This is a genomic window from Gilliamella bombicola, from assembly GCF_900094945.1.
Taxonomy (GTDB): Bacteria; Pseudomonadota; Gammaproteobacteria; order Enterobacterales; family Orbaceae; genus Gilliamella; species Gilliamella bombicola.
Map to the genome: position 1 here is coordinate 200,670 of NZ_FMAQ01000001.1, position 25,169 is coordinate 225,838.

The 25,169-nt window shown below is 36.1% G+C and carries 26 protein-coding genes, 1 pseudogene and 1 riboswitch; of the genes and pseudogenes, 9 read left to right on the plus strand and 18 right to left on the minus strand.

Annotation, left to right across the window (positions count from 1 at the left end; genetic code table 11):
* Positions 1-22: 22 nt before the first annotated feature.
* From trpS to thiD, 5 genes are all read left to right on the plus strand, one after another.
* Entirely contained in the window at positions 23-1,033 is a 1,011-nt protein-coding gene (gene trpS, locus GA0061081_RS01000) for a tryptophan--tRNA ligase (protein ID WP_091346235.1), read from the plus strand.
* Between the two features lie 93 nt (positions 1,034-1,126).
* Entirely contained in the window at positions 1,127-2,488 is a 1,362-nt protein-coding gene (trkA, locus tag GA0061081_RS01005) for a Trk system potassium transporter TrkA (RefSeq protein ID WP_091346237.1), read from the plus strand.
* Between the two features lie 39 nt (positions 2,489-2,527).
* Positions 2,528-2,629: riboswitch (TPP riboswitch) on the plus strand.
* A 54-nt stretch (positions 2,630-2,683) separates the two neighbouring features.
* The gene (gene thiM, locus GA0061081_RS01010; RefSeq protein WP_091346238.1) at positions 2,684-3,469 is read left to right on the plus strand and encodes a hydroxyethylthiazole kinase; all 786 of its coding nucleotides are present in this window, start codon (positions 2,684-2,686) and stop codon (positions 3,467-3,469) included.
* A 12-nt stretch (positions 3,470-3,481) separates the two neighbouring features.
* On the plus strand, positions 3,482-4,123 hold the full coding sequence (thiE, locus tag GA0061081_RS01015; RefSeq protein ID WP_091346240.1) for a thiamine phosphate synthase: 642 nt from the start codon (positions 3,482-3,484) through the stop codon (positions 4,121-4,123).
* Between the two features lie 11 nt (positions 4,124-4,134).
* Positions 4,135-4,929: a bifunctional hydroxymethylpyrimidine kinase/phosphomethylpyrimidine kinase gene (thiD, locus tag GA0061081_RS01020; RefSeq protein WP_091346242.1), complete on the plus strand. Its 795-nt coding sequence runs from the start codon at positions 4,135-4,137 to the stop codon at positions 4,927-4,929.
* 72 nt (positions 4,930-5,001) lie between these two features.
* Here thiD and GA0061081_RS01025 read toward each other — a convergent pair whose 3' ends face one another.
* Together GA0061081_RS01025 and GA0061081_RS01030 are read right to left on the minus strand one after the other, a co-directional pair.
* Complete coding sequence (locus GA0061081_RS01025) at positions 5,002-5,457, minus strand: STY0301 family protein (RefSeq protein ID WP_091346244.1); 456 nt, start codon at positions 5,455-5,457, stop codon at positions 5,002-5,004.
* A 50-nt stretch (positions 5,458-5,507) separates the two neighbouring features.
* Positions 5,508-5,714: a heavy-metal-associated domain-containing protein gene (locus GA0061081_RS01030; protein WP_091346246.1), complete on the minus strand. Its 207-nt coding sequence runs from the start codon at positions 5,712-5,714 to the stop codon at positions 5,508-5,510.
* 176 nt (positions 5,715-5,890) lie between these two features.
* Between GA0061081_RS01030 and GA0061081_RS01035 the strand changes: the two genes are divergently transcribed.
* The gene (locus GA0061081_RS01035; protein WP_141683307.1) at positions 5,891-6,784 is read left to right on the plus strand and encodes a hypothetical protein; all 894 of its coding nucleotides are present in this window, start codon (positions 5,891-5,893) and stop codon (positions 6,782-6,784) included.
* Positions 6,785-7,310: 526 nt separating this feature from the next.
* On the plus strand, positions 7,311-8,342 hold the full coding sequence (locus GA0061081_RS01040) for an AI-2E family transporter (protein WP_091346249.1): 1,032 nt from the start codon (positions 7,311-7,313) through the stop codon (positions 8,340-8,342).
* Positions 8,343-8,688: 346 nt separating this feature from the next.
* Here GA0061081_RS01040 and mnmE read toward each other — a convergent pair whose 3' ends face one another.
* The 3 genes from mnmE to GA0061081_RS01055 form a co-directional block, all read right to left on the minus strand.
* Positions 8,689-10,050, minus strand: coding sequence for a tRNA uridine-5-carboxymethylaminomethyl(34) synthesis GTPase MnmE (gene mnmE / locus GA0061081_RS01045; RefSeq protein ID WP_091346251.1), 1,362 nt, complete (start codon positions 10,048-10,050; stop codon positions 8,689-8,691).
* Between the two features lie 145 nt (positions 10,051-10,195).
* Positions 10,196-10,795 (minus strand): YdcF family protein, encoded by a 600-nt coding sequence (locus GA0061081_RS01050; protein WP_091346253.1) that lies wholly within the window; start codon positions 10,793-10,795, stop codon positions 10,196-10,198.
* Positions 10,796-11,368: a DNA-3-methyladenine glycosylase I gene (locus GA0061081_RS01055; RefSeq protein ID WP_091346254.1), complete on the minus strand. Its 573-nt coding sequence runs from the start codon at positions 11,366-11,368 to the stop codon at positions 10,796-10,798.
* A gap of 226 nt (positions 11,369-11,594) precedes the next feature.
* On the opposite strand from GA0061081_RS01055, the gene GA0061081_RS01060 reads away from it, so the two are divergent.
* Positions 11,595-12,932, plus strand: a complete 1,338-nt coding sequence (locus tag GA0061081_RS01060; protein ID WP_091346256.1) for an MFS transporter — start codon at positions 11,595-11,597, stop codon at positions 12,930-12,932.
* Positions 12,933-13,045: 113 nt separating this feature from the next.
* Here the strand turns inward: GA0061081_RS01060 and gorA are convergent, their stop codons facing one another.
* The 13 genes and pseudogenes from gorA to ribH form a co-directional block, all read right to left on the minus strand.
* Positions 13,046-14,398, minus strand: coding sequence for a glutathione-disulfide reductase (gorA, locus tag GA0061081_RS01065; RefSeq protein WP_091346258.1), 1,353 nt, complete (start codon positions 14,396-14,398; stop codon positions 13,046-13,048).
* A gap of 307 nt (positions 14,399-14,705) precedes the next feature.
* Positions 14,706-15,191 carry a hypothetical protein gene (locus GA0061081_RS01070; RefSeq protein ID WP_091346260.1) on the minus strand — a complete coding sequence of 162 codons (486 nt, stop codon included), beginning with the start codon at positions 15,189-15,191 and terminating at the stop codon, positions 14,706-14,708.
* Entirely contained in the window at positions 15,191-15,673 is a 483-nt protein-coding gene (locus GA0061081_RS01075; protein ID WP_091346262.1) for a hypothetical protein, read from the minus strand. Before GA0061081_RS01075 ends, GA0061081_RS01070 begins: the two co-directional genes overlap by 1 nt.
* Positions 15,674-15,849: 176 nt before the next feature.
* On the minus strand, positions 15,850-17,274 hold the full coding sequence (hldE, locus tag GA0061081_RS01080) for a bifunctional D-glycero-beta-D-manno-heptose-7-phosphate kinase/D-glycero-beta-D-manno-heptose 1-phosphate adenylyltransferase HldE (RefSeq protein WP_091346264.1): 1,425 nt from the start codon (positions 17,272-17,274) through the stop codon (positions 15,850-15,852).
* A gap of 54 nt (positions 17,275-17,328) precedes the next feature.
* A complete protein-coding gene (gene tatC / locus GA0061081_RS01085; RefSeq protein ID WP_091346266.1) occupies positions 17,329-18,090 on the minus strand; it encodes a twin-arginine translocase subunit TatC in 762 nt (253 codons plus the stop codon).
* Between the two features lie 56 nt (positions 18,091-18,146).
* Positions 18,147-18,425: pseudogene (gene tatB / locus GA0061081_RS01090) on the minus strand (Sec-independent protein translocase protein TatB); the annotation flags it as partial.
* Between the two features lie 3 nt (positions 18,426-18,428).
* Positions 18,429-18,644 carry a twin-arginine translocase TatA/TatE family subunit gene (gene tatA, locus GA0061081_RS01095; RefSeq protein WP_091346270.1) on the minus strand — a complete coding sequence of 72 codons (216 nt, stop codon included), beginning with the start codon at positions 18,642-18,644 and terminating at the stop codon, positions 18,429-18,431.
* Positions 18,645-18,742: 98 nt separating this feature from the next.
* Positions 18,743-20,284, minus strand: coding sequence for a ubiquinone biosynthesis regulatory protein kinase UbiB (gene ubiB, locus GA0061081_RS01100; protein ID WP_091346272.1), 1,542 nt, complete (start codon positions 20,282-20,284; stop codon positions 18,743-18,745).
* A gap of 14 nt (positions 20,285-20,298) precedes the next feature.
* Positions 20,299-21,075 carry a bifunctional demethylmenaquinone methyltransferase/2-methoxy-6-polyprenyl-1,4-benzoquinol methylase UbiE gene (ubiE, locus tag GA0061081_RS01105; RefSeq protein ID WP_091346274.1) on the minus strand — a complete coding sequence of 259 codons (777 nt, stop codon included), beginning with the start codon at positions 21,073-21,075 and terminating at the stop codon, positions 20,299-20,301.
* A gap of 61 nt (positions 21,076-21,136) precedes the next feature.
* Entirely contained in the window at positions 21,137-22,063 is a 927-nt protein-coding gene (gene nadR, locus GA0061081_RS01110; protein WP_091346276.1) for a multifunctional transcriptional regulator/nicotinamide-nucleotide adenylyltransferase/ribosylnicotinamide kinase NadR, read from the minus strand.
* 159 nt (positions 22,064-22,222) lie between these two features.
* A complete protein-coding gene (locus GA0061081_RS01115) occupies positions 22,223-23,278 on the minus strand; it encodes a TrmH family RNA methyltransferase (protein WP_091346278.1) in 1,056 nt (351 codons plus the stop codon).
* Positions 23,279-23,299: 21 nt separating this feature from the next.
* Positions 23,300-23,719: a transcription antitermination factor NusB gene (gene nusB, locus GA0061081_RS01120; protein ID WP_091346280.1), complete on the minus strand. Its 420-nt coding sequence runs from the start codon at positions 23,717-23,719 to the stop codon at positions 23,300-23,302.
* A 4-nt stretch (positions 23,720-23,723) separates the two neighbouring features.
* Positions 23,724-24,194: a 6,7-dimethyl-8-ribityllumazine synthase gene (gene ribH / locus GA0061081_RS01125; protein WP_091346282.1), complete on the minus strand. Its 471-nt coding sequence runs from the start codon at positions 24,192-24,194 to the stop codon at positions 23,724-23,726.
* Positions 24,195-24,589: 395 nt separating this feature from the next.
* Here ribH and lpcA point away from each other — a divergent pair, with 395 nt between their 5' ends.
* The gene (gene lpcA, locus GA0061081_RS01130; RefSeq protein WP_091346283.1) at positions 24,590-25,168 is read left to right on the plus strand and encodes a D-sedoheptulose 7-phosphate isomerase; all 579 of its coding nucleotides are present in this window, start codon (positions 24,590-24,592) and stop codon (positions 25,166-25,168) included.
* Position 25,169: the final 1 nt, after the last annotated feature.

Here is a 25,169-nt window from a genome sequence, read left to right on the forward strand (position 1 = left end):
TAGCATAAATTAGGAACAAATTATGAGTAAACCGATTGTATTTAGTGGCGCTCAGCCATCAGGAGAACTAACACTTGGCAACTATTTAGGTGCATTAAAAAATTGGGTGGCTCTGCAAGGTGAATATGATTGCGTTTATTGTATCGTCAATCAACATGCGATCACTGTACGCCAAGATCCCAACAAACTACGCAAAGCCACATTAGATACACTAGCGCTTTATTTAGCTTGCGGTATTGATCCCAAAAAGAGCACTATTTTTGTACAATCACACGTCCCAGCACATGCCGAATTAGGCTGGGCATTAAATTGTTACACCTATTTTGGCGAACTCAGCCGTATGACTCAATTTAAAGATAAATCGTCTCGTCATTCTGAAAACATCAATGCCGGTTTATTTGATTACCCAGTACTGATGGCTGCCGATATTTTGCTTTATCAAGCCAACTTAGTACCTGTGGGCGACGATCAAAAACAACATCTTGAATTATCGCGCGATATTGCTATGCGCTTTAATGCACTTTATGGCGATATTTTTACTGTTCCAGAACCATTTATTGCCAAAGTAGGCGCCCGCGTTATGTCATTGCAAGAACCAACAAAAAAAATGTCCAAATCAGACGAAAACCGCAATAACGTCATTGGCTTACTTGAAAATCCTAAAGAGATCGAAAAGAAAATCAAACGAGCAATGACCGATTCTGACGAACCACCAGCGGTGCGTTACGACATAAAAAATAAAGCTGGCGTTTCAAACCTGCTTGATATTTTGACAGGTGTCACTGGAAAACCGATTGCCGAACTTGAAAAAGAGTTTGAAGGTAAAATGTATGGTCACTTAAAAACCGAAGTAGCAACGCAAGTTATTGACATGCTAACCACCTTGCAAACCAAATATCATGAGTATCGTGATGACGAAAGTTACTTATTTTCAATCATGCAAGAAGGTGCCGAAAAAGCACGTTCAAAAGCCGAACCAACATTGAAAAAGGTCTATGATGCAATCGGTTTTGTACAATTACCAAATCAATAGCGGATTATCACTAAAAATAAAACAGTATGCAATGGCTTTAATAGACTAAAAAAACTGTCAATAATTAAAGCCATGTAAATATGCGGATTAGTTATGAAGATTATTATTCTCGGTGCAGGACAAACAGGTAGTGCGCTTGCTGAATATCTCGTTACCGAAAAACAAAACGATGTCACAGTGGTTGATGAAAACCATGATAAATTACAATCACTACAAGAACGTTTTGATTTACAGGTGATTTGTGGTAAATCGTCCTATCCACAAGTACTAAAAGACGCTGGCGCTGAATCAGCCGATATGCTTGTTGCCGTTACTAATTCTGATGAAATCAACATGATAGCCTGCCAGATTGGGCATGTGATGTTTCACATTCCACAAAAAGTAGCACGTATTAGAGAGCCTGAATACAATGACGAAAATTACTCCTGCTTCAACAAAAACTGTATAAACATCGATCATATTATTGCCCCAGAAAACCTTATCACTAATCATATTAGTCAATTAGTACAATATCCGGGGGCGCTACAATTTGCGTCTTTTTATGACAATCGAGTCTGTTTGGTGGCCGTTACCGCCTATTATGGCGGTGCTTTAGTTGGCAGTGAACTGTCTGGACTTAAAGAGCACTTACCCCATGTTGAAGCACGGGTTGTCGCAATTTATCGCAAAAATCGCTTTATACGTCCACTAGCATCAACCCTAATTGAAGCCGGTGATATGGTTTATTTCATTACCCCACCAGTTAATATCAAAGCTGTGACGAGTGAGTTACAACGCTTAGAAAAGCCTTATAAAAGAATCATCATTAGTGGCGGTGGTGGCGTGGCAGTCACTTTAGCAAAGCGTTTAGAAAACGACTATCAAGTAAAATTAATCGAACGCAATGCCGAACGTGCCGAATTAATTGCTGAGCAACTTACTAATACCACAGTTCTGCACGGCGAATCATCGGATCAAGAATTGCTTTCACAAGAACAAGTTGAACTTACTGATCTATTTATTGCTGTCACCAGTGATGATGAATCCAATATCATGTCATCCATGCTAGCCAAAAGGATGGGGGCTAAAAAAGTAATTGTATTGATTCAACGCCAAGCCTACCTTGAACTAATTAATGACAGTGTGATTGATATTGCAATTTCACCACAACATGCCACCATTTCAGAGCTACTAAGCCATGTAAGGCAAACTGGCGTTGTTAAAGTCGTTTCATTAAGACAAGGTGAATCCGAAATTGTCGAAATTGTTGCCAATGGTAATAGTGAAACATCAAGACTGGTTGGCAAAAATATTAACAGTTTAAAAATACCTTCTGGTGCAACCATTGGGGCGGTAGTCCGTGGTGAGGATGTCATTATTGTCAATACCGATCTAACTATTGAAGACAACGATCACCTTATCATCTTCTTACCTGATAGAAAGGCAATTACCGACATCGAAAAATTATTACAATAACTTGTTAAAAATAGATAGTCAGTTCATAATAACCAAATAAATTTTGACTCGGGGTGTTTTTTGTTTCAACAAAAAACTGAGATTTTACCCGTTGAACCTGATCTGGATTATGCCAGCGTAGGGAAGTCTAAGCCATCAAGTCACAAAATTGGCAAATTCTTCCCAAGATGCACAGATAATAAGGAAGAAATAAATATGCCAACAGTCAAATCATTCAAAACCAACCAAGCAACCTCTTTTATCCACCACGTTAAACAACAACGCCCACTAGTGCATTGCATAACTAATGATGTAGTCCAAAATTTTACCGCTAATATACTACTTGCTATTGGCGCATCACCGGCAATGGTTGTTGCCGAGCAAGAAGTCGCTGAATTTGTTACCATTGCCGATAGTTTACTTATTAATATTGGCACCATTCACAGCAACATAGCCACAAGCATGTTATTAGCTGCGACTAAAGCTCAGCAAACACAAACACCATGGGTACTCGATCCCGTCGCGGTAGGACCTGCACTTAATTATCGTACTGAAATTGCATATCAATTATTATCATTAAAACCAACGGTAATACGTGGTAATGCCTCAGAAATATTAACACTAAATGGTCAAAACTCATCGGCAAAAGGACCTGATGGTCAAGACTCAACCCAATCAGCTTTAAACGCTGCCAAAGAGCTTGCGCAAAAATATCAAACTATCGTTGCAGTGACAGGTGATATCGACTATGTCACTAACGGTAACAACGTATATAGCATAACTGGGGGCGATATTGCTTTAACGAAAGTGACGGGAACAGGATGTTCATTATCCGCCATGGTAGCAGCTTTTATAGCCAATTCACCTGACCCTTTATCTGCTACCGCCTCGGCATGTTTTATGATGAAAAAATCCGCTGAACTTGCCAACAAACAGCAAGGATTAGGCACCTTTACGGTATCTCTATTAGATCAACTCTCACTATTTAATCCATCACTTTAATAAGGATAGAAGATGAAAAAACAATTGGATTTAACCCTTTATTTAGTGCTCGATCCACTACTCTGTGGTGGTATTAGTGGTATGGTCAATACAACAAAAATTGCTGTCAAAAACGGCGTAACCGCTATACAGTTAAGATCAGAAAAAGAAATGGCAGGTAAAGATTGGTATCAAGCAGCATTAGCATTGAAAGAAGCGTTAAGTGATACAGCTATTCCATTATTTATAAATGATCATGTCGATATTGCTTTAGCAGTTAATGCCGATGGCGTACATATTGGACAAAGTGATTTACCTGCCGATATCACTCGCCAACTTATTGGCAAAGACAAATGGTTAGGGTTTTCAGTATCTAATCGCCAACAACTTGATACCACTCCTTGGCAACTGGTTGATTATATTGGTATTGGTCCTATCTTTCCAACAACAACCAAAAAAGATGCAACGGCCGCACTGGGAACCGAACAGTTAACCAAGTTAGTAGAACTAAAGCAGCGCCCTGCTGTTGCCATTGGTGGTATTGATGAAAACAATGTAACTAATGTCATCCAAACAGGCATTGACGGTATTGCAGTGGTTTCGGCTATTTGTGGCCAAAAAGATATTCAACAAGCAACGTTATCGCTTATTAACAAAATCAAACAAGCTAAATAGGAAATACTATTATGACAACAATTGCATTAACCATTGCTGGATCTGACCCTAGCGGTGGCGCAGGTATTCAAGCCGATTTAAAAACCTTTTCTGCACTCGGCGCCTATGGCATGTCGGTCATCACGGCTCTAACGGCACAAAGCACACAAGGGGTTGATGCGGTATTAGCGATCTCGCCCGAATTTATTGAAGCCCAATTTAATACGCTTTATCAAGATATTCAAATTGATAGTGTAAAAATGGGCATGCTCATGAATAAAGAGATAGTCACAACCGTCCACCACCTGCTAAAAACCAATCCAATCCCGATCATCGTCTTAGACACCGTCATGGTCGCCAAAGGGGGGCATTCGCTCCTAAAACCTGACGCCATCACAGCCATTCGTGAACTTTTACTCCCCCTAGCAACCATCATCACGCCCAATCTACCAGAAGCCGCCGCGCTACTTGATTGTGACGAAGCAAAAACTGAAGATGACATGCAAAAGCAAGGGTATGAATTACTCAAGTTAGGCTGTAAAGCGGTATTAATGAAAGGAGGACATTTGCCCAGCAATGAAAGCCCTGATTATTTAATCACTCAAAATAACACAGTTAAAATAACCGCCCCACGCATTCAAACAAAAAACACCCACGGCACTGGTTGCACATTATCCGCAGCGATTGCCGCATTATTACCTAACAACAGCTTACCAGATGCAATAGCCCAAGCCAAAAATTATCTACATGGCGCAATTAGTCATGCTAACGATTTAAATATAGGGAAAGGGATTGGACCAACACACCATTTTTACCGTTGGTGGTAATCGCACAATAAACAAACTAAATGGGATTTAAGTTGTCAACTATTGTATATAACAACCAATCCCATACCTTAACTAATGCAGATTCTTTGCTTCACTTGTGCTACAAGTAAGTGTCCCTTTTTTTCCTTGTTCATTTTTAGAGTAGTCAGCCCAACAACTTTTCATTGATAAATCAATTTTTTTTATTAACTCAATTCTGCTTGTACTGTAAGCGCAACTAACATAATAAGGTTCAACGTCTGTATAGTGATTAACTTCCCATATTAACTCATGTTTCTTACCATCAACCGTTCCTTTTGCTGGTTTTAAAACCGCCATTCTAGAAGGATGATCATAATAAACAATCATGCTATGAAAAGCGCTACTCAGACTATCTTTCTCAAAAACCTCCCATCCTTCGGGCATGTTTTCTACTTTTTCTTTAACGTCGATTTTTTGTGGGCACTCAATCTGATAAGCATTAACAAAAAAAACCGCACCAAACCAAACTACGACAGCTATTGTCATACTCAATATTTTTTCTTTCATATTATATATCCTGCTAATAATAGCAATATAAATAACGAGATAAAAACTCGCTAAGGTGTCACAATCCTAACAAAGTCATAGCCAGCGTTGTTAACAGCATCAATTACGGCTTCTTGAGAGATAGTACTATTTGCAATATCAACTTCGTGCTTGATTAAATCAACAGTCACCTTTGCCTTTGGATCGATATCATTGATCGCTTTTGTTATTGCTTTAACACAATGTTGACAACTCATATTATCGACGATTAATTTCATAGATTCTCGCTACTTTTACTGGTTATAGTCTTAATAAAAATTTACATAAAAAAAACTAAAATTACTACAATTTTATCCATAATATGATAGCATCATATTTCAATCAACACTTATAACAAATCATTATGATGAAGAAAATAAAATATTGTTTATTATTAACTTTAAGCTTAACCCTTGTGGGTTGTTTTGGTGCTAACCAATCTAGTATCAACCGTTGGATTGACAATCCTACTGCTAACGAAATAAAAGTCACTATAGATGGTAAAGAATTAACGATTCCAGCCAAATCAGGTATTAACTATACATTTGAATACGGCAAACATACCTTATCGTATAATAATGACGACTTCAATTTTGTCGTAAAACCGGCTCAATTTGGCGAATTAGGTCTTATTAACCCAACACAAAGTAACTATTACTTATACACAGTCATCTATTCAACCTCTGAGATGAATGATGAACAATACGAAAAGATCTTAAGAGAAAACAGAGAAATAAATAGCATCCCAGTCATTATTGATGGTAAAGAGCAAGAAATAGAAATGCCAGCAAAATTAATCAATGATGTATTTATTGAACACAGCCAATATCATTGGGATTATTCTTATGATCAGCCTTTCCCAAAAGAAATAACTCAAGACCTAAAATTAAAGAAAAACCAATCTTATCAACAACGTTATAGAAAATTATATCGTGAAAGCGACTTTATTGAATTCTTAAAAGAAGATGAACAAGAAGACATTAGCTTCCCTTACAATCCTAAAAAGTTCAGCGAGATAAGCCAATATGTTATTCCTAAGATTGACTTAAATAACATAAAATGCGAAGCCGGTCGCCAATATATGGAAGGCCTGTTAAATGATTGGAATCATCTTATGACATTAAAAGGTAGTGATTTTACAAAACCATACGACAATTTGGCATCAAATGATGCAATGGCTAAAAGCTATGGTTCAGAAGACAAATGTACAGAAGCAAACGATCCTGAGAAAACTTATAGCAAAGAATTGAGGCAATTCGTTGATGCTCTCAGAAATACTCGCGATGTTAACTTTTATGTAGTTAAATAGTATTGGTAATATTATTTTACTGGAAAGAGGCTGCTTTGCAGCCTTTTTTTGTTTTTGGGTAAAGATTGTTAAATTAAAAATTCAATAAAATTAACACCTTTTCTGACCGATTTTTTGATGATTAAATGGATGTTATTAAAACGCTCTATTCGTGATTTTGTTGATTTGTTGTATACCAACCTTTACTTAGGTTGTGTAAGTGATTGATTTAGCTTAAAAACAGCAAAATAAAAACTTCAATAAAATCAATACCTTTCCTGACCACTTTTTGGTTAGTTAGATGGCTGTTATTAGGATATGCTATTCTTGTTTTTACTAGTTTGTTAGTGTTAGCGTTTTGCCTAGGTTGTGTAAGAGTTTTCTTTAACCTGTTAAAAATTCTTAACTAAACTATGAACAGTTCATGTTTAATTAGTAACAAAAAAAGACGAATAATGAACTCTCTGCTATAATTCTGTTAATTTTTTACCGTTACCACGTATCGTGTTTTAATTAAATAAGTTTTTATTAAAGGGAAATTTTCTTTATGCCACTAAGTAATAATCAAAAATTAGGTCTATTTTGCCTTGTTTTGTTTTCTGTTTTTTTTATTATTTTAATGCAAGTTCATTTAATGCCGGCAGTGATAGCTGGCTTGTTAACCTATACGTTAACACAAAAATTAGATGATTTTTTATCACGAAAAATGGTACGTTTTAGTCATCAATCAAAATTAGTTTCGGTACTAGTACTCACGACACTGATTATGGGCATTTTTATCGGCGGCTTTTGGTATTTATTTGCTTGGTTTGTTGATATGGCCAAGCATCCAACCGAAACGTTAATGAATTTGAAATTAGTGGTCAATAATGTAATAAACAGTCTACCGCCAAGTATTACCCATTATTTACCTGATGATTTAGACGAAGTTAAATCAACTATAATGATTTACCTTAAAGATCATGTCTTTTATCTACAATCTATCATTAAAAAAGTATTTCATGATTTAATTATATTAATTGTGGGAATGATTATTGGATTAATTTTGGGTTATAAAGAAAATCAACGCAACACTGAACATAATAAAATTACACAAAGAGCATTAACCAAAGCCTTAAAATCCAGCTTAAACCGGTTAGTTGTAGTATTTCAATATGTAGCTATGTCTCAAGTTGTGATCGCATTATTTAATACGATGATGACCGCTATTTTGCTATTTATTATTTTGCCTGTATTTGGCATTCATTTGCCATTTAGTAAAAGTTTAGTGTTAGCCACATTTGTTTTTGGTCTTATTCCAATTATTGGTAACTTGATTGTTAATGGATTAATCTTTTTTGTTGCATTTACCATATCATTTACTGTCGCAATGGGGATTATTGTTTATTTAATCTTAATTCATAAAATGGAATATGTACTTAATGCAAAAATAGTCGGGACAAAAATTCATGCAGGTATCTGTGAATTGTTAATTGCGATGCTCTTTTTAGAGACCCTTTTTGGCGTTATTGGTTTAATTTTTGCACCTATTTTTTATGCATTTATTAAATTATCATTAAAAGAGCTAAGAATTATTTAAATTTAATCATTAATTCATCAAGTTACTATTATCATAAGTTGTGCTATTAAGGAATCAATTGTTTATTATTGATCAATTAGCAAGCTAAATGTTGAACAATCGAATACAGCTATAGCACAACTTATAGCACTGATAATACGATGGGCTAGTTTGTTACTTCTTCTTCCACACTTTCCGCGCCTTAGTAGGTGCTATAGCTTTTTTATTACTTTTATGACAAAGTAGTTTTTAACTTTTGACCGTACTATTTTAGGGGGAGTAACAATGGTTGTTCACCCCAAAAAACAACAAAAAAATAAATTGAATAAAATCAATTACTTTTCTGAACGATTTTTATAAAGTATGTTTACTTACCTATGCAAAACGAACTAAATATGCGACCTAACAAATCATCAGAGGTAAATTGCCCTGTGATTTCACTTAATGCTTCTTGTGCTAGCCTTAGTTCTTCGGCAAGCAATTCACCTGCATGGAATGTGATAAGTTGGTGCTTACCATTGTTTAAGTGATCTGCCGCTTTTTCGAGTGCTTGTAAGTGGCGACGTCGGGCTAAGAATCCACCTTCAGTACTACTAGTAAAACCCATGGCCTGTTTTAGATGTTCACGTAGTAAGGCAATACCTTCACCTGTTCGTGCCGAAAGTTGAATAAGTGAGTAGCCGTTTACTTCACTATATCCTAGTGCTTCGCCCGTTAAATCGGCTTTGTTGCGGATGACAGTGACAGGCATCTGTTTTGGTAAACGTTCAATAAATTCTGGCCATAGTTTTTCTGGATTGGTTTCGTTGGTGGTGGTGCTATCGACCATAAATAATACGCGATCAGCTTGTTCAATTTCTTGCCAAGCGCGTTCAATGCCGATTCGTTCCACTTCGTCACTCGCTTCACGTAGTCCGGCTGTGTCAATAATATGTAGTGGCATGCCGTCGATATGGATATGCTCGCGTAAAACATCTCGGGTTGTGCCTGCTATATCAGTCACAATAGCAGCATCACGACCAGCTAAGGCATTAAGTAAGCTTGATTTACCGGCATTAGGGCGCCCAGCGATGACGACTTTCATGCCTTCGCGTAGTAGTGTGCCTTGCTTTGCTTCTTGCCTGACTTCGTTTAAGTGAGTAATAACTTCATTTAGCTGGGCCTCAATTTTGCCATCAGATAAAAAGTCGATTTCTTCTTCAGGAAAGTCAATCGCCGCTTCGGTAAATATCCTTAAGTGAATCAATGATTCAACAAGCGCATGTATTTTTTTGGAAAATACGCCTTGTAGTGATGAGATTGCCGATTTTGCTGCTTGCTCAGAACTAGCATCAATTAAATCAGCAATCGCTTCGGCTTGAGCAAGATCTAATTTATCATTTAAAAATGCACGCTCTGAAAACTCCCCTGGACGAGCAATGCGGACATTGGGGATTTCAAGAATGCGTTTTAAAAGTAAGTCTAAAATAATCGGCCCACCGTGACCTTGTAATTCAAGGACATCTTCACCAGTAAATGAGTGGGGATTAGGGAAAAATAAGGCAATACCTTCATCTAGAGTGGTGCCATTCGATGCTAAAAACGGTAAATAATCGGCATGACGCGGTTTAGGCAATTTACCTAATACAGCTTGGGCAACTGCTTGCGCTTTGGGTCCTGAAATACGTAAAATACCTACCCCTCCACGGCCGGGTGGCGTTGCTTGTGCGACAATAGTATCAGATTTCATCTTTATTCATTTTTAAATTAAAACAGCAATGTTGCCATGATACCATGGACAACAAGTAAAAACAGCTATTGCTTATGGTGATACTTTGATTAGCCGATTGAATTAAAAACAGTGTATCAATAAAAATCTGAGCTCATCGCAACCATCATTCTTGTTTAAGTTGTTCTTTAGGATGATCAAATAACCAAGAGTTTGCTAATGCTAATGGCTCTCTTATCATTGCGATATATTTATCAAAATTAGACCAATTCAACGGCGCAGAGAGACCTGATATTTGCTCGAATCCTGAACGTTTAGCCAACATGACTGAGCGCAATAAATGAAAGTCATTAGTGACAACGACGGTTTTGCCTAAAGGTAAGATATCATTTGCATAAAGAAATTGTTGAGCGGTGCGAGTTGATTTATCTTCTATATAAACTCTTGATGATTCAATGCCTTTTTTAATTAAGTAATCAGCCATTACACTAGCTTCGGTTGCGGATTCGTCTTTACCTTGTCCACCACAGACTATAGCTTTTGTGTTGGGATTATTGTGTAGATAAGTCACCGCAACATCTAAACGCGTTTGTAATGTCAAGGGCGCCTGCGCAGGTGTTCCCACTACTTGGGATCCTAAAATAACCATGGTGTCAGCATTATCTTGTGGTGGTTGCTGGGTATAGACAAAAATAACCACATTGCAAACAATAAAATAACCGAGTATGCCAATAACGGCATACTTTATTAGTTGTATCATGTTCATTCACTTAAATTCCTTTTTAAAGCAATATTCAAAATGGTCATTGACTAACCCCATGGACTGCATAAAAGCATAACAAATCGTTGAACCAACAAAACTAAAACCTTTCTTTTTTAATGCTTTTGACATTTTGTCCGAGGTTTCTGTGCTAACAGGAAGTTCGCTTTTGTCTTTGTAATAATGAGTAATTGGTTTACCATCAACAAAAGACCAAATAAATTGTGAAAAATCTTCGTTATTTTTTTGCATTAATAAATACGCTTGGGCATTTTTGATTATGCTATTTAGCTTTAGTCGATTACGTATTAGTCCTTTGTTTTCCATGAATAATTCAATATCTTTTTCAGTCAATTGAACAATTTTTTCAGGATTAAAATCAAAAAAACAACGGCGATATTCTTGCCGTTTTTTTAGTACTGTGATCCAAGACAAACCCGCTTGTTGACCTTCTAAGCAAATTTTTTCAAATAACTTAAGGCTATCATATTGGGGAATGCCCCATTCGTTGTCATGATAAGCAATATACAGCGGATCGTTTGTCACCCAACTGCAACGCTTTACTTTTGGATCTATCATTTAATCATCCTTTTGAATTAACCACCATGGTATGGTGATATCTTTTTATCCAATATATTAAGATTATAAATCAAATATACAGTTTAATGTCATTCATTAAATTTTTTTATGATGAAAAAAAAGGCTTGTTTTTGTGGCAGAATGGAGACCTTTATAAGGTTAGGTCAAAAAAGACGAGTTTTCTTGATTTTTTATCTCAATTTAACAATAAGAATAAGGTTAGTTCATGAATCAGTCTGAAATCAATGCACAGTGGCAACCCACTGCGCGTCCATTAAATAGTAAGGACTTAAAAACGTTAGTTTTGTCTTCTTTAGGTGGTACGCTCGAGTTTTATGATTTTGTTATTTATGCACTTTATATCGATACCATCGTTAAACCGCTATTTTTACCTCATACATTATCCCCTTTGACGTTAGATCTGTTTGCGTGGGGAATTTTTGCTGCTGGTTATTTAGTTCGTCCTGTGGGCGGTATTATTATGGCACATTTTGGCGATAAAGTGGGCCGTAAAAAGATGTTTACCCTAAGTGTCGCAATGATGGCGCTACCAACTTTCATCATTGGAGTTTTACCCACTTACGAAATGATCGGTATTTTTGCACCACTATTGCTTTTGATTATGCGCATGTTGCAAGGTGCAGCGATCGGTGGCGAAATGCCAGGTGCTTGGGTATTTATTGCAGAGCATGTGCCAAAACAACGTTATGGACTTGGTGTTGGCACATTAACATCAGGAATTACTGGCGGTATTTTACTTGGGTTTATTGTCACAATTATTATTGATCTTTGTTTTACGACACAAAATATTTTAGATTACGCATGGCGTATTCCGTTTATTATTGGCGGTATTTTCGGGGTTATTTCGGTTTATTTGCGCCGTTTTTTATCGGAAACACCTATTTTCAAGGAATTAGCAGCGCGCAAAGCGATTGAAAAAAATATCCCAGTTGTTACCGTACTACAAAAACACAAAACAGCCTGCGTGATTGTTGCATTGTTAACGTGGTCATTGTCTACCGCTATTATGGTGGGGATTTTAATTACCCCAGGTCGTATTGTTGGCGGTATATATCATTTTGCTAACCTTGATTGGCGGATCGGTGGTTGTATTGCCGCTTTAACCTTAACATTAGGTTGTATTATTTTTGGTTGGTTAGATGATAAGCTGGGTTCAACTAAAACCTCGATGATTTGTTGGGGAGGCCTTGCTGTTTCTAGTCTCTATTTTTATAGTTCATTATCGCCTGATATGTCGCTAACTAAGCTTTATTTAATTTGGGCTATTTTTGGGCTTTTCATTGGCTCTGTTGCCATGACACCGATAATTGGGACAAGGACTTTTCCACCTGCAATTCGTTATTCAGGCTTATCGTTTTCTTATAATTTAGCCTATGCGTTATTTAGTGCATTTACACCAACATTAACCATTTATCTATTAAGTCCTGAACATTTATTAGGGGAATATAGTTATTTGGGTGCGGGTATTTATATCTCTTTTGTGGCATTAATTGCAATTGGAGTGGGTTTCTATCCTTTAGCTAAAAAAGGGTTGGAGCAGTAACTCAACTAATTATTAGCCAGTAATGATTTTAGCAATAACAAAGCGGGAGAGTTTCCTGCTTTGTTATTTAACTTTGTACTATATACTAATGTGATATACAAATAGCTATCATATTAACGCATGGTAACAAACTCTTCAGCTGCTGTTGGATGAATAGCAACTGTATTGTCGAAGTCTTTTTTGGTAGCGCCCATTTTCAGTGCGACAGCAAAGCCTTGTAACATTTCGTCCATACCATATCCAATACCATGAATACCCACAATTTTTTCATCTTTACCAGCGCACACTAACTTCATACGACACGGTTGACGATGTTGCGTAACTGCAGTGTACATGGCCGTAAAGGTGGATTTATAGACTTTGACGTTTTCTTCACCATATTGCAGTATCGCTTCTGGCTCAGTTAAGCCTACTGTACCAATTGCTGGGTGTGTAAAGACGACGGTTGGAATATTACTATAATCTAAATGTTCATCAGGTTTATTGTTAAAAAGCCTTTCTGATAAGCGACGACCCGCGGCAACCGCAACCGGCGTTAATGCCATGGCGCCTGTATCATCACCGACTGAATAAATACCCTGTACATTGGTATTTTGATATTTATCCACTATCACAAAGCCTTTATTATCAATATCAATGCCTGCTGCCTGTAAATTCATGTCTTTTGTAGCAGGTTCACGACCAATTGCCCAAATTAAACAATCGACAGTATAACTTTCGCCATTTTCTAATGTTAAAGTTAATGACTTATCACTATTTTTAGTGACGGATTTTGGCACCGCAAAAGTGTGAAGGTGTTGTCCTTCTGTTTTTATCACTTCCATTAAGGTTTCAACAATTAATGGATCAAAAGTGCGTAATGGTGTGGCATTGCGAACAAATTGATGAGTTTGTGCGCCAAGTGCATGTAATACACTTGCGATTTCGCAAGCAATATAACCAGCGCCGACAACTGCAACACGCTTAGGTAAGGCTTTTAGCGCAAAAAATCCATCAGATGTGATACCATATTGCGCACCTGGGATATTCGGAATCGTTGGTTTTCCTCCAACAGCTATCAGAATATGATCGGCACTATAATGCTCACCATTTACCTCAACTGTATGAGAATCAACAAACTTAGCATATCCATGAATCACATCAACGTTGTTATTATTCAAGACCCGATCATAAGATTGATGGATTCGATCAATATAAGCGCTTCGGCTAGCAATTAATTTATCCCAACTGAATTTATTAATAGTAGTATCAAAACCGTAATCGGGACCATAGTGATTAATGGCTTCAGCAATTTGTGCACCATACCACATCACTTTTTTAGGCACACAACCAACATTCACACAGGTTCCACCTAATAATTTCGCTTCAATAATGGCACACTTTTTTCCATAGGACGCAGCTCGGTTGACTGATGCTATCCCACCACTACCGCCACCAATGGCAATATAATCATAATGTTTGGTCATAAAATATCCTTAATACTCTTTTTCATAATTTGGTCATTAGCTTTGCATAAAGCGCGTAATAAAAAAAGTATTAATTTTGAAATTTAATAATAGTTATTAACGATTAATCATTATAATAAATAGCCCATTATTATTTTCTATAATGTAATTTCACAGAATAAATACAATATAATTTTGATTCTATAAATGGAGAGTTGAAACATAAAGGGGGTTATTTATATAACCCCCCTCAATTGGTTTTATGATTTACATCAATCTACCTTATAATCATGATTCAATATAACGGCAGTTCACTACTTTTATATCTTTATTTAGTACATTTATTTTTAATTTTAACCCGCACTGGTTGAGAAGTCTCTTTATCGATAATTTCCAGATCGCAATATTTATTTTCTAGCTTAAAATTAACTTTATAAGTTTTACCCTTTTCAGCTATAAATTGTTTAGTTTCTGCATAACAAGACGCTTGATTACCTACATTATAATGACTTTCTATAGCAACAGGCTTATTAGCGGGGATTTTTGCACTTAATTCTAAATTAGCTTTAGCCAAAACAAAAATGCTACTTTCTGGGTAATAATAACCAATGTCATTAAAATCACTACAATAATTTGCTTCAGGATTATCAATATTTAAACTAAAGTCAACTGGTAAACTAGTTTCATCACCGAAATCAGTCGAGAATTCTAATTGTGGATCATCTTCCATTGCTAAGTAGTGATAGTCCGATTTTGAAGAGCTACAACCTACAACAAAAGAGGCAATTGATAATAATATGAGTTTCTTTTTCATTAGTTATTCTCTTTATCTAATTTAACGTTAAATAATCGATCCAATAATTCGTTAATTTTTGTATCTGTACTAGTGAAGGTTGAAGAGTTAAGATGTATTAACCCCCCTTCAGTAGTATGACTATATTTTAAAGTACCAACGGAATATCCTTCATGATCATCAACTTGTACATGCATAATAGATAAATAAGTGGGTACCGCAATTGCTCTTCTAACGTCATAATATAATGTGTAAGAACAATCATTTAATTTGTCTTTACTCGTTAATTTATTGGTAATATTTAAAGTATTAAGCTTTTCAGCTATGATTTCTCCTGCTTTATTATAAGAGCTAATAGTACTTACATTTTGATAAATACATACATTGTTTAACTTAGTCGTATCTGAGATAGGTTTTATCTTTTCTCCTGGTTTTTCAAATGAAAAACTACAACCGGTTAACAACAGTGAAACTATTGCAATTGCAACAAAATTTTTCTTCATTATCTATATTCCTTATAAAAATTAAAATTTATCAGCAGTAATTTCTCATAATAAAATAAAAAAATTTCATTGTAAAATAAGAAAAAATTATAAATTTTTTTAAAAAAGTAAAAAAATAAAATTAGTTAGCCATTAGAAAAAAAGCCACTTAAATAAGTGGCTTTTTTAGCTAAATTTTAGCGATTTTTTATCGCATTAATAATATTGGTCGTTGAACAGCCATCTTCAAAGTTAAGCACTTTAACGCTACCGCCAGCAGCGATAACTTCTTTGCCCCCAGCGATATCTTCGGGTTTATAATCACCACCTTTGACTAAGACATCGGGCAAGACATTAGCAATGAGTCGTTGAGGAGTTTCTTCTTCAAATGGCACAACCCAATCAACCGAATCAAGTGCACCCAGTACAATCATTCGTTGCATGAGTGGATTAATTGGTCTTGATTCGCCTTTTAGTTTTTTTACCGAGGCATCGCTGTTCACAGCAACAATTAGGCGATCGCCAAGTTTCCGAGCATTTGCCAAATAAGAAACATGCCCTGCGTGTAAAATATCAAAACAGCCATTGGTCATGACAATTTTTTCACCACGCATGCGCGCCTTTCGAACCTCTTCTTTTAGCTCATCTTCGCTCATGACACCAAAACCATCATCAGCACGTGCACGTATGGCGTTTTCTAGTTCGACTTGTGAAACAGTCGATGTACCAAGTTTACCAACAACCACACCGGCTGCAGCATTGGCTAAAAAGCAGCTTTCTTCTAAAGATTGCCCGGCAGCTAAAGAGGCTGCTAATGTCGCAATTACGGTATCGCCGGCACCGGTGACATCAAAAACTTCTTTGGCTTGAGTTGGCAGATGGTAAATTGGTTTGTCCAATTGTAGTAATGTCATACCTTTTTCACTACGCGTGACTAGCAGGGCTTTAAGATCATACTTTTTGATAAGCTGATAACCTTTTTCGACAATGTCTTCTTCGTTTTGACAATGCCCAACCACGGCTTCAAATTCAGTCATATTTGGCGTTAATAATGTTGCTCCACGATAACGCTCAAAATCCGTACCTTTGGGATCAACTAAAATCGGTACATTAGCTTGATTAGCAAGCTTAATCATTGCTTGAACTGCCGATAATGCGCCCTTAGCATAATCCGACAGAACCAACACTTTATGAGTCGTTAATGCTGTTTGAATGCGTTCAAGAATAGGCGTTGCATCAACATTACCAAACCCTTCTTCAAAATCAATACGAATCAATTGTTGATTGCGTGATAGAACTCGCAATTTGGTGATGGTTGGGTGCGTTGAAACGGATACAAAATCACATTGAACGTTATGTTTACTGAGTTGTTCATCAAGAATTTTGGCTGGCTCATCAATGCCTGTTAATCCAATAAGTCGTGCATTACCACAAAGTGAAGTAATATTCATCGCAACATTGGCTGCACCACCAGGTCTTTCTTCTAAAGAGTCAATTTTCACGACGGGTACAGGGGCTTCAGGTGATATGCGATTAGTTCCCCCATACCAGTAGCGATCTAACATAATATCGCCCACAACTAATACATTGGCACAATTAAAATCAGGTAATGATGTTTTCATTATGACTCGTTATCCTTACTTGTTCAGTTTAATTCATTGGTTATCTGTTTATGTCTATTGTTCAGACTCTTGGCTGTCGTTTTCTATATTGTCATGTTGACGCGGTTGGTAAAAACGGGCAAAAAAAGTGCCAATTTCAAACAGTAAACAGATAGGTACAGCTAATAATATTTGTGAAAAAACATCTGGTGGGGTAACAAACATTGCAACGGCAAACACACCAACAATAATATAAGGACGTTTTTTACGTAGGCTTTTGGGTGTGGTGATTCCAGTCCAGCAGAGCAAAATAATTGCCACAGGCACTTCAAAAGCAAAACCAAATACTACAAAAAGGGTCATGACAAAATCGAGGTATTTGGTAATGTCAGTGTTGATTGCAACATCAACCGGTGCCGTATGAATAAAAAAGTAAAACGCTAATGGAAACACCACAAAATAAGCAAACGCTATCCCCATATAAAATAGGATTGTGCTTGATACGATTAAAGGCATCACCAAACGTCTTTCGTGTTGGTAGAGTGCTGGCGCAATAAAGCCCCAAACTTGGTATAGCACATACGGAATAGAGATGAATATCGCTACCACCGCAGTCAGTTTAATCGGTGTAAAAAATGGCGCGGCAATATCGGTTGCTATCATGCTACTACCTTGAGGTAATTGGCTGATGAGCGGATTTGCTACAATATGATAAATATCATTAGAAAAATAAAGTAAACAAATTAATACTAATAAAATACAGATAATACAACGTAAAAGTCGTGTTCTGAGTTCAACAAGATGTCCAATTAATGGTTGAGTAGCATCGTCTGTCATGATTTTTTATCTGAATGTGTTTGTTGATCGATTTGCGTTGCTGAGTCGATTTCGTTTTGTAATGATTCAGTTACACGCTTTAAGTCGTCAATAGATTCTTGAATTTCTGGCGTCAATGTAGTTAGCCCACTTTGTTCGGCCTTTTTTAGACTGTCTTGTAATTCTTGCAGTTTAAGCTCTTTGTTTAACTCTAGCTGTACTGTTGCTGACATTCGGCGCAGTACTTTTATCCACCCTGCAACGGTTTTTATTGCAATAGGTAATCGTTCTGGCCCTAATACCACCAGACCAATAATTAATACTAATAATAATTGCCCAAAGCTGATGTCAAACACAGGTTACTCTTTTTTGTTATTATTGGTATTAGTATCAGATGAGTCGGTATTTTCGATTTTTTGTGAATTATCACTATCTTTTTTACCATCATCATTCATTGCTTTTTTAAAGCCTTTAATTGACTCACCAAGATCTGAACCCAATGAACGTAATTTTTTTGTTCCAAATAATAATACTACTACAGCTATTAATATGAGTAGTTGAGGTAAGCTTGGCATCTGATTGTCTCCAATGGCGGTATTTAACCAAATTATACACGTAAATTATAATATTCCCAATATCACCAATTTAATAGGTAATTATTAGTCTTCAATCGTTAATTTATGACTAATATCGTAATGCATAAAATACAAATTAACCCCAGCATTCCATACAGATTTCGTTCACGTTTTTTGCTACGCTGCAGTTGCTGATCAATTTGTTTTAATTGCGCATTCATCTGTTTGGTAATTCGTTCGTAATCATTTAATTTTTCAGGCAATGTTGGTAACATATTACGCAATTTAGGTAGCGACTCCAATGCTTGTTGTAGTATCTTTTTTGCACTGTATTTTTCTTGATACCAATTTTCTAAAAATGGTTTTGCTGTTTGCCATAAATCGAGTTCAGGATAAAGCTGACGTCCAAGTCCTTCAATATAAAATAGCGTTTTTTCAAGAAGAGTAAGTTGCGGTTGAATATCCATCTCAAATTGGCGTGCAACTTGAAATAACTTTAGTAAAATCTGTGAAAATGAGATTTCAGCCAGTGGTTTTTCAAATGCGGGCTCACAGACATTGCGCATGGCCATTTCAAGTGCAATAACATCAGTAGTTTCTGGCACCCAACCAGATGCGATATAAGTTTCGGCTATTTTGCGATAATCTCGATTAAAAAATGCTAAGAAGTTTTCGGCAAGATAATGCTGGTCATCATCACTCAATATGCCAACAATGGCACAATCAATTCCAATATAACGTGGATTTTGTGGATCGGTAATATCAACAAAGATATTGCCCGGGTGCATATCAGCATGGAAGAAATTATCACGGAAAACTTGGGTAAAAAAGGCTTGAACACCCCGCTCTGCAAGCAATTTCATATTGACTTTATGTTGTTTTAGCTGGTTAATATCGGCGATGGGTACGCCTTTAATGCGTTCTTCGACTATGATATTTTTTCGACATAAGTCTTGGTATACATAAGGAATATACAAAATATCGCTATTAATAAAATTATCACGTAATCTTGCTGTGTTATAAGCCTCTTTGCGTAAATCTAGCTCTTTTAATAGTGTCATTTCATAATCATGCACTATTTCAACCGCACGTAACCTTTCGCCTGATTTTATCCGCTTCGTACATTGTTTAGCAACCCAATACATTAAACCAATATCGGCTTGGATAACAGGTAAAATATTAGGACGTAAAACCTTGATGATAACCTCGGCTTGGCTAGAGTTTAATACCGCAGTATGCACCTGTGCAATTGATGCTGACGCTAACGGAGTTTCATCAAAGTTGGAAAAATAATAATCAATCGGTTGTTCTAATGCTTGTTCAATCAGTTGTTTCGCTATTTTACCGTCAAAAGGTGGAACTTGGTCTTGTAATTTTGCTAAAGCATCAGCTATGTGTTTAGGTAAAACATCACGCCGAGTTGAGATCATTTGCCCAAACTTGATCCAAACAGGACCTAATTCTTGCAGAGCTTGTCGTAACCGTTCGCCTATTTCTTGATGTTTTGCCTTAGGTCTAACCCAAAAAAAGCAGAATAATAAAATACCAAGCCATTTTGATGAACGATGTTTCGGCAACAATTCATTTAATTGATAGGCTCGAAATACGGTTAAGATTTTAAAAAGTCTAAAAAAGGTCATTATTATTCATCGCATCAAAATTTAAAGCCAATATGTAACGCAACAATCCCACCGGTCATATTGTGATATTTCACATCAACAAATCCTGCATCTTCCATCATTTTTTTCAAGGTGTTTTGATCGGGATGCATACGAATGGATTCGGCTAAATAACGATAACTTTCAGAATCATTTGCCACAATTTTTCCCATTAACGGTAACATGGAAAATGAATACAAATCATATGCTTTATTTAGTATTTGATATTGAGGTTTAGAAAACTCAAGAATTAATAAGCGTCCACCAGGTTTCAGTACCCGCCACATGGATCGTAACGCCTTTTCTTTATCGGTGACATTGCGTAAACCAAATGAGATGGTGATACAATCAAAATAGTTATCAGCAAAAGGTAATTCTTCTGCATTGGCTTGTACATATTCGATATTCTTAAATAAGCCTTTATCACGGAGTTTATCTCGCCCAACTTTTAACATTGATTCGTTAATGTCAGCTAAAACAACTAATCCATCATCACCAACCAGTTGTGAGAATTTTGCCGTTAAGTCACCTGTTCCCCCTGCAAGATCTAGAACTTTTTGGCCTTTACGCACACTGCTATATTCAATAGTGATTTTTTTCCAAATACGATGAATACCAAATGACATGAGATCATTCATAACATCATATTTATCGGCAACAGAGTGAAATACTTCAGCAACACGCTTTACTTTTTCTTGCTTTGGAACTTGCGTGTAACCAAAATCAATTTTTTCTTGATTCGTATTGTCTTTATTATCAAAAGATTGAGACATAAAATTTACCTATCACAAAGATTTACTTTATTTTAGCATAAGCCATAATAAATGTGATGAACTAAATCAATAATGCTTCAACCTTCTTTGAGACTGTTTCAAAATATTCGAGTTGGGAGCGTTGTGATTTTAAGTCTTTTTCGTGAATGACTAAATCAAACTGATAACTGTTTTTTAGGGCTTGTAAAACATCGTTTTCTTTTTCGAAGATTTGGCGGTAATACTGCGCTAATGTTTCAAAATCAATCGAGGTAAAAATAAGCTTATTTGCAGTTTCTACTGCTTTGGTGAGTCGTTCAACGTGTAACATTGCAATTTTAATATAATCACATTCACTTAAATAGTTATGACGGGTCGAAATTTCTCGCTCGATATAATTAATATAGCCATTAGGCACATATTGCGTATTATAAATATTAGCCAGCTGAATAGGTAATTCACAAAATCTACCTTGACCAATAATAGCCACTTTTTTAACAAAAAAAGGTTTTGCTGCTTGCGCAATAAAAGACCAGTTCTTATAAGGGTTTTCACGGATTTGTGTGGCACTGATGTTCATAAAATGTCGATCAGCATCAACAATGGTAACCGAACAACCGAAATAGTGTTCATGATTTTTGACATCTTGAGGTTCGCTGGTAAACACAACATTTGGGATAATTTTATGCTCAGTAAGGAGTTGCTTAACACGATCACTCCAATCTTGCCAACCGTTAGGATAAAACTCAATACCTGCTTCATCAAGTACATGGATATGAATATTATGGCGATCTTTAAACGTCTCTTTTAACCACGAAAAACGGTCGCTTATTTGAGGTTGTTTTGGTAGATGGCTTTTATCAAATAGTTGCTTATCCCGTGATGCTTCACAACCAAGAAAAATATGTAATTCATCGACTTGGCTTATAGCTTTTTCAATCAAATAAATGTGACCACAATGTAAAGGATAAAACTTCCCGAAAATTAAACCAACTTTATGCTTAGCCATAGCTACTACCGACCATATTTAAATACTTGTTAATACTCTACAGAAAAAAATCGCAATTTCTAACCAAATGATGCTATTTGATAGCCATCAATAATTAAAAATAACTTTTATCGTCTCAATAATAGATGAGGCGATGATAAAAGCTAAATTCTTACTGGCTTATTTTTTCAAATTTGATAATAAAATGCCCGCTGCCACTGAAATATTAAGCGCAGGCATATTTTCATTGCCTTGTATATGTAAGGTGACGTCAGCATTATTAATTAACTTCATGTTGATTTGCTGAAAAATAACTAAAGCCACTTTTTTGTTAAACCGGATTTTATGTAATTCACTTGATGCAATAGACTTTGACTGACAAGGTAATAACGCAACAACTTGATAGCCATGTTGTTTCAACATATCAATTGAAGCAATAAAATCATCACTTTTAATTGCGGTAACAGCTTCTATTCCACCTTCAGCTACTCGCATAGCTGAACCACTATCAAGTAAATTGGTTTGGCGTAACATCACGCCATTTACCCCATAAAAAGCGGCACTTCGTATTAGCCCCCCCAGATTATGAGGATTGTTAACATCGTCAATGGCTAAAATACAATCATGATCTTTATCACTGCTTTCTTCTAAATAATCCAATAATGTGAGTGGAACACGCTTTTTAACAATTAGACAGACACCACCATGGTGTTGAGTTTGGGTTATTTTGCTAATTTGCTCACTAGAGACAACATCATAACCCAGCCGCTGTTTGACTAGCCAGTCGATTAAATCCTTAAACTGATAAGTCATCTCTTGAGTAATAAATAGCTTTACAATAGCTATGCGTCGATGTTTAAAAACCGCTTTACAACTATTTTCACTATAAACTAACGTTTCTTCTTTACGCTGACGATAACCATCATAACCAAATGTAGGGGCTTGATCATTATTACGTACTTTTTTTTGCCATGGCGAATCATTTGCAATAGCTGATTGAGATTGATTAAGTTCAACAGTAAAACGCTTTTTGACAAACTCAGATTTATCATTTCGAGGTTTGAACGTTTCAATACGGTCATTATGATCACGTTTAGCATTAAACGGAGATGAATTATCTTTACGCTGACCTTTCCACCCACTAGGCTTTTCTTTAGCTGAACGAGAGTGCTTTTTCGGTTCACTATTTTTAGCATAAAAAATAGTTGGTTTGCTTTTTTCGGTATTGTCGTTCATATCAATCTCACTATTAATCGGTTATCGCGTACGAATGGTTGGGGCAATTTTATCTAATACCCCATTAACAAATTTATGACTGTCAGCAGCACCAAACGTTTTTGTGAGATCAATGGCTTCATTAATCACCACTTTATAAGGTACATCTTGACGTTTCATTAATTCATACAGTGCGATTCGCAGTATCGCTAATTCAACTTGCCCCAATTCATCAACAGTACGTTCAGTGAGGTACGGCGCCATTTTTTCATCTAATTCGATGGTATTCTTTGCCACACCGTTTAATAACTCACGAAAATATTTAGCATCAACGCCTTTCATGTCTTGTTCTGCAATAAAACTGGTCTCAACATCGGCAAGATCGTTTTTAGAAACTTGCCAAGAGTAGATTGCTTGTACCGCACACTCTCTTGCTCGACGACGAGGATTGACTAATGCCACTAAATTACTCCTTAATTGCTTTAATAATATTTAGCATTTCTAGCGCAGTTAATGCCGCTTCAGCACCTTTATTGCCTGCTTTTGTGCCTGCACGCTCAATAGCTTGTTCTATACTTTCGGTAGTTAAAATACCAAATCCAACTGGAATGGTGTTATCTAAACTTGCGCTTAATAAACCTGAGCTTGATTCACCCGCGACAAAATCGAAATGCGCTGTGCTTCCACGAATAACGGTACCTAATGCCACAATTGCATCATATTTTTTTGACTGCGCAGCAACTTTTGCGGCAAGTGGAATTTCATAAGCACCAGGAACCCAGATAACAGTAATATTTTTATCATCGATTTGCCCAATACGTGTTAATGCATCAATTGCACCACTTACTAAACTATCATTAATAAAATGATTAAAACGTGCCACTACAATTGCAACTTTGGCTTTTGGTGCAGCCACTTTACCTTCAATTGTTTGCATATTAATTCCTTATCGATTCTATTTTAAATGCGATTTCACTTTCTTTTAAATGAAAAAATACTAACTAAATTGTATCACGAATTAAAGACTTATCCTATTGGCAAATAGCGTTACGACCAAGTTATATACAAGGTATTATTTAAAAATAACGCAAATAATTTCACTATTGTAAATATATTATTTGTTAATATTAAAATTAATTTAAATTTTGTTGTTATTTTATTTGTTGCTACCAGTAATGATTTTAATTCGTTTTCATTTTGATGTTCATTTTTATACTTAAACACACTCTTTCTTGACAATATTGGTTAAATATTGGGAATTTTATTTTTATCACTTGCAAGCTATTTGGAACGAATTAAAATGGTATGTAAATTTATTAAGGAGAAATAGTAGTGTACATTGACAATATTCGTGATGAGTTAAATCAAGCTGTTGACGTATTAACCAAATTTGTTTCAGACGATAAAAACCTTGAACGGATTCAACAAGCCGCAATTTTAATTGCCAATTCGTTTAAACAAGGAGGCAAAGTTTTATCATGTGGTAATGGTGGTTCTCATTGTGATGCAATGCATTTTGCTGAAGAGTTAACTGGACGTTATCGTGACAATCGTCCGGCTTACCCTGCAATAGCAATATCTGATGTAAGTCATATTTCTTGTGTTGGTAACGATTATGGATTTGATTATATTTTTTCTCGTTATGTTGAAGGTGTTGGACAAAAAGGCGATGTGCTTTTAGGTATTTCAACTTCAGGCAATTCAGCTAATGTGCTGAAAGCAATTGAAGCAGCAAAACAAAAAGGCATGAAAGTCATTACATTAACAGGTAAAGATGGCGGTAAGATGAATGGACTTGCTGATGTCGATATTCGTGTTCCGCATTTTGGCTATGCAGATCGCGTGCAAGAGATTCATATCAAAGTCATTCATATTCTAATCCTACTTATTGAAAAAGAGATGGCTAAATAAT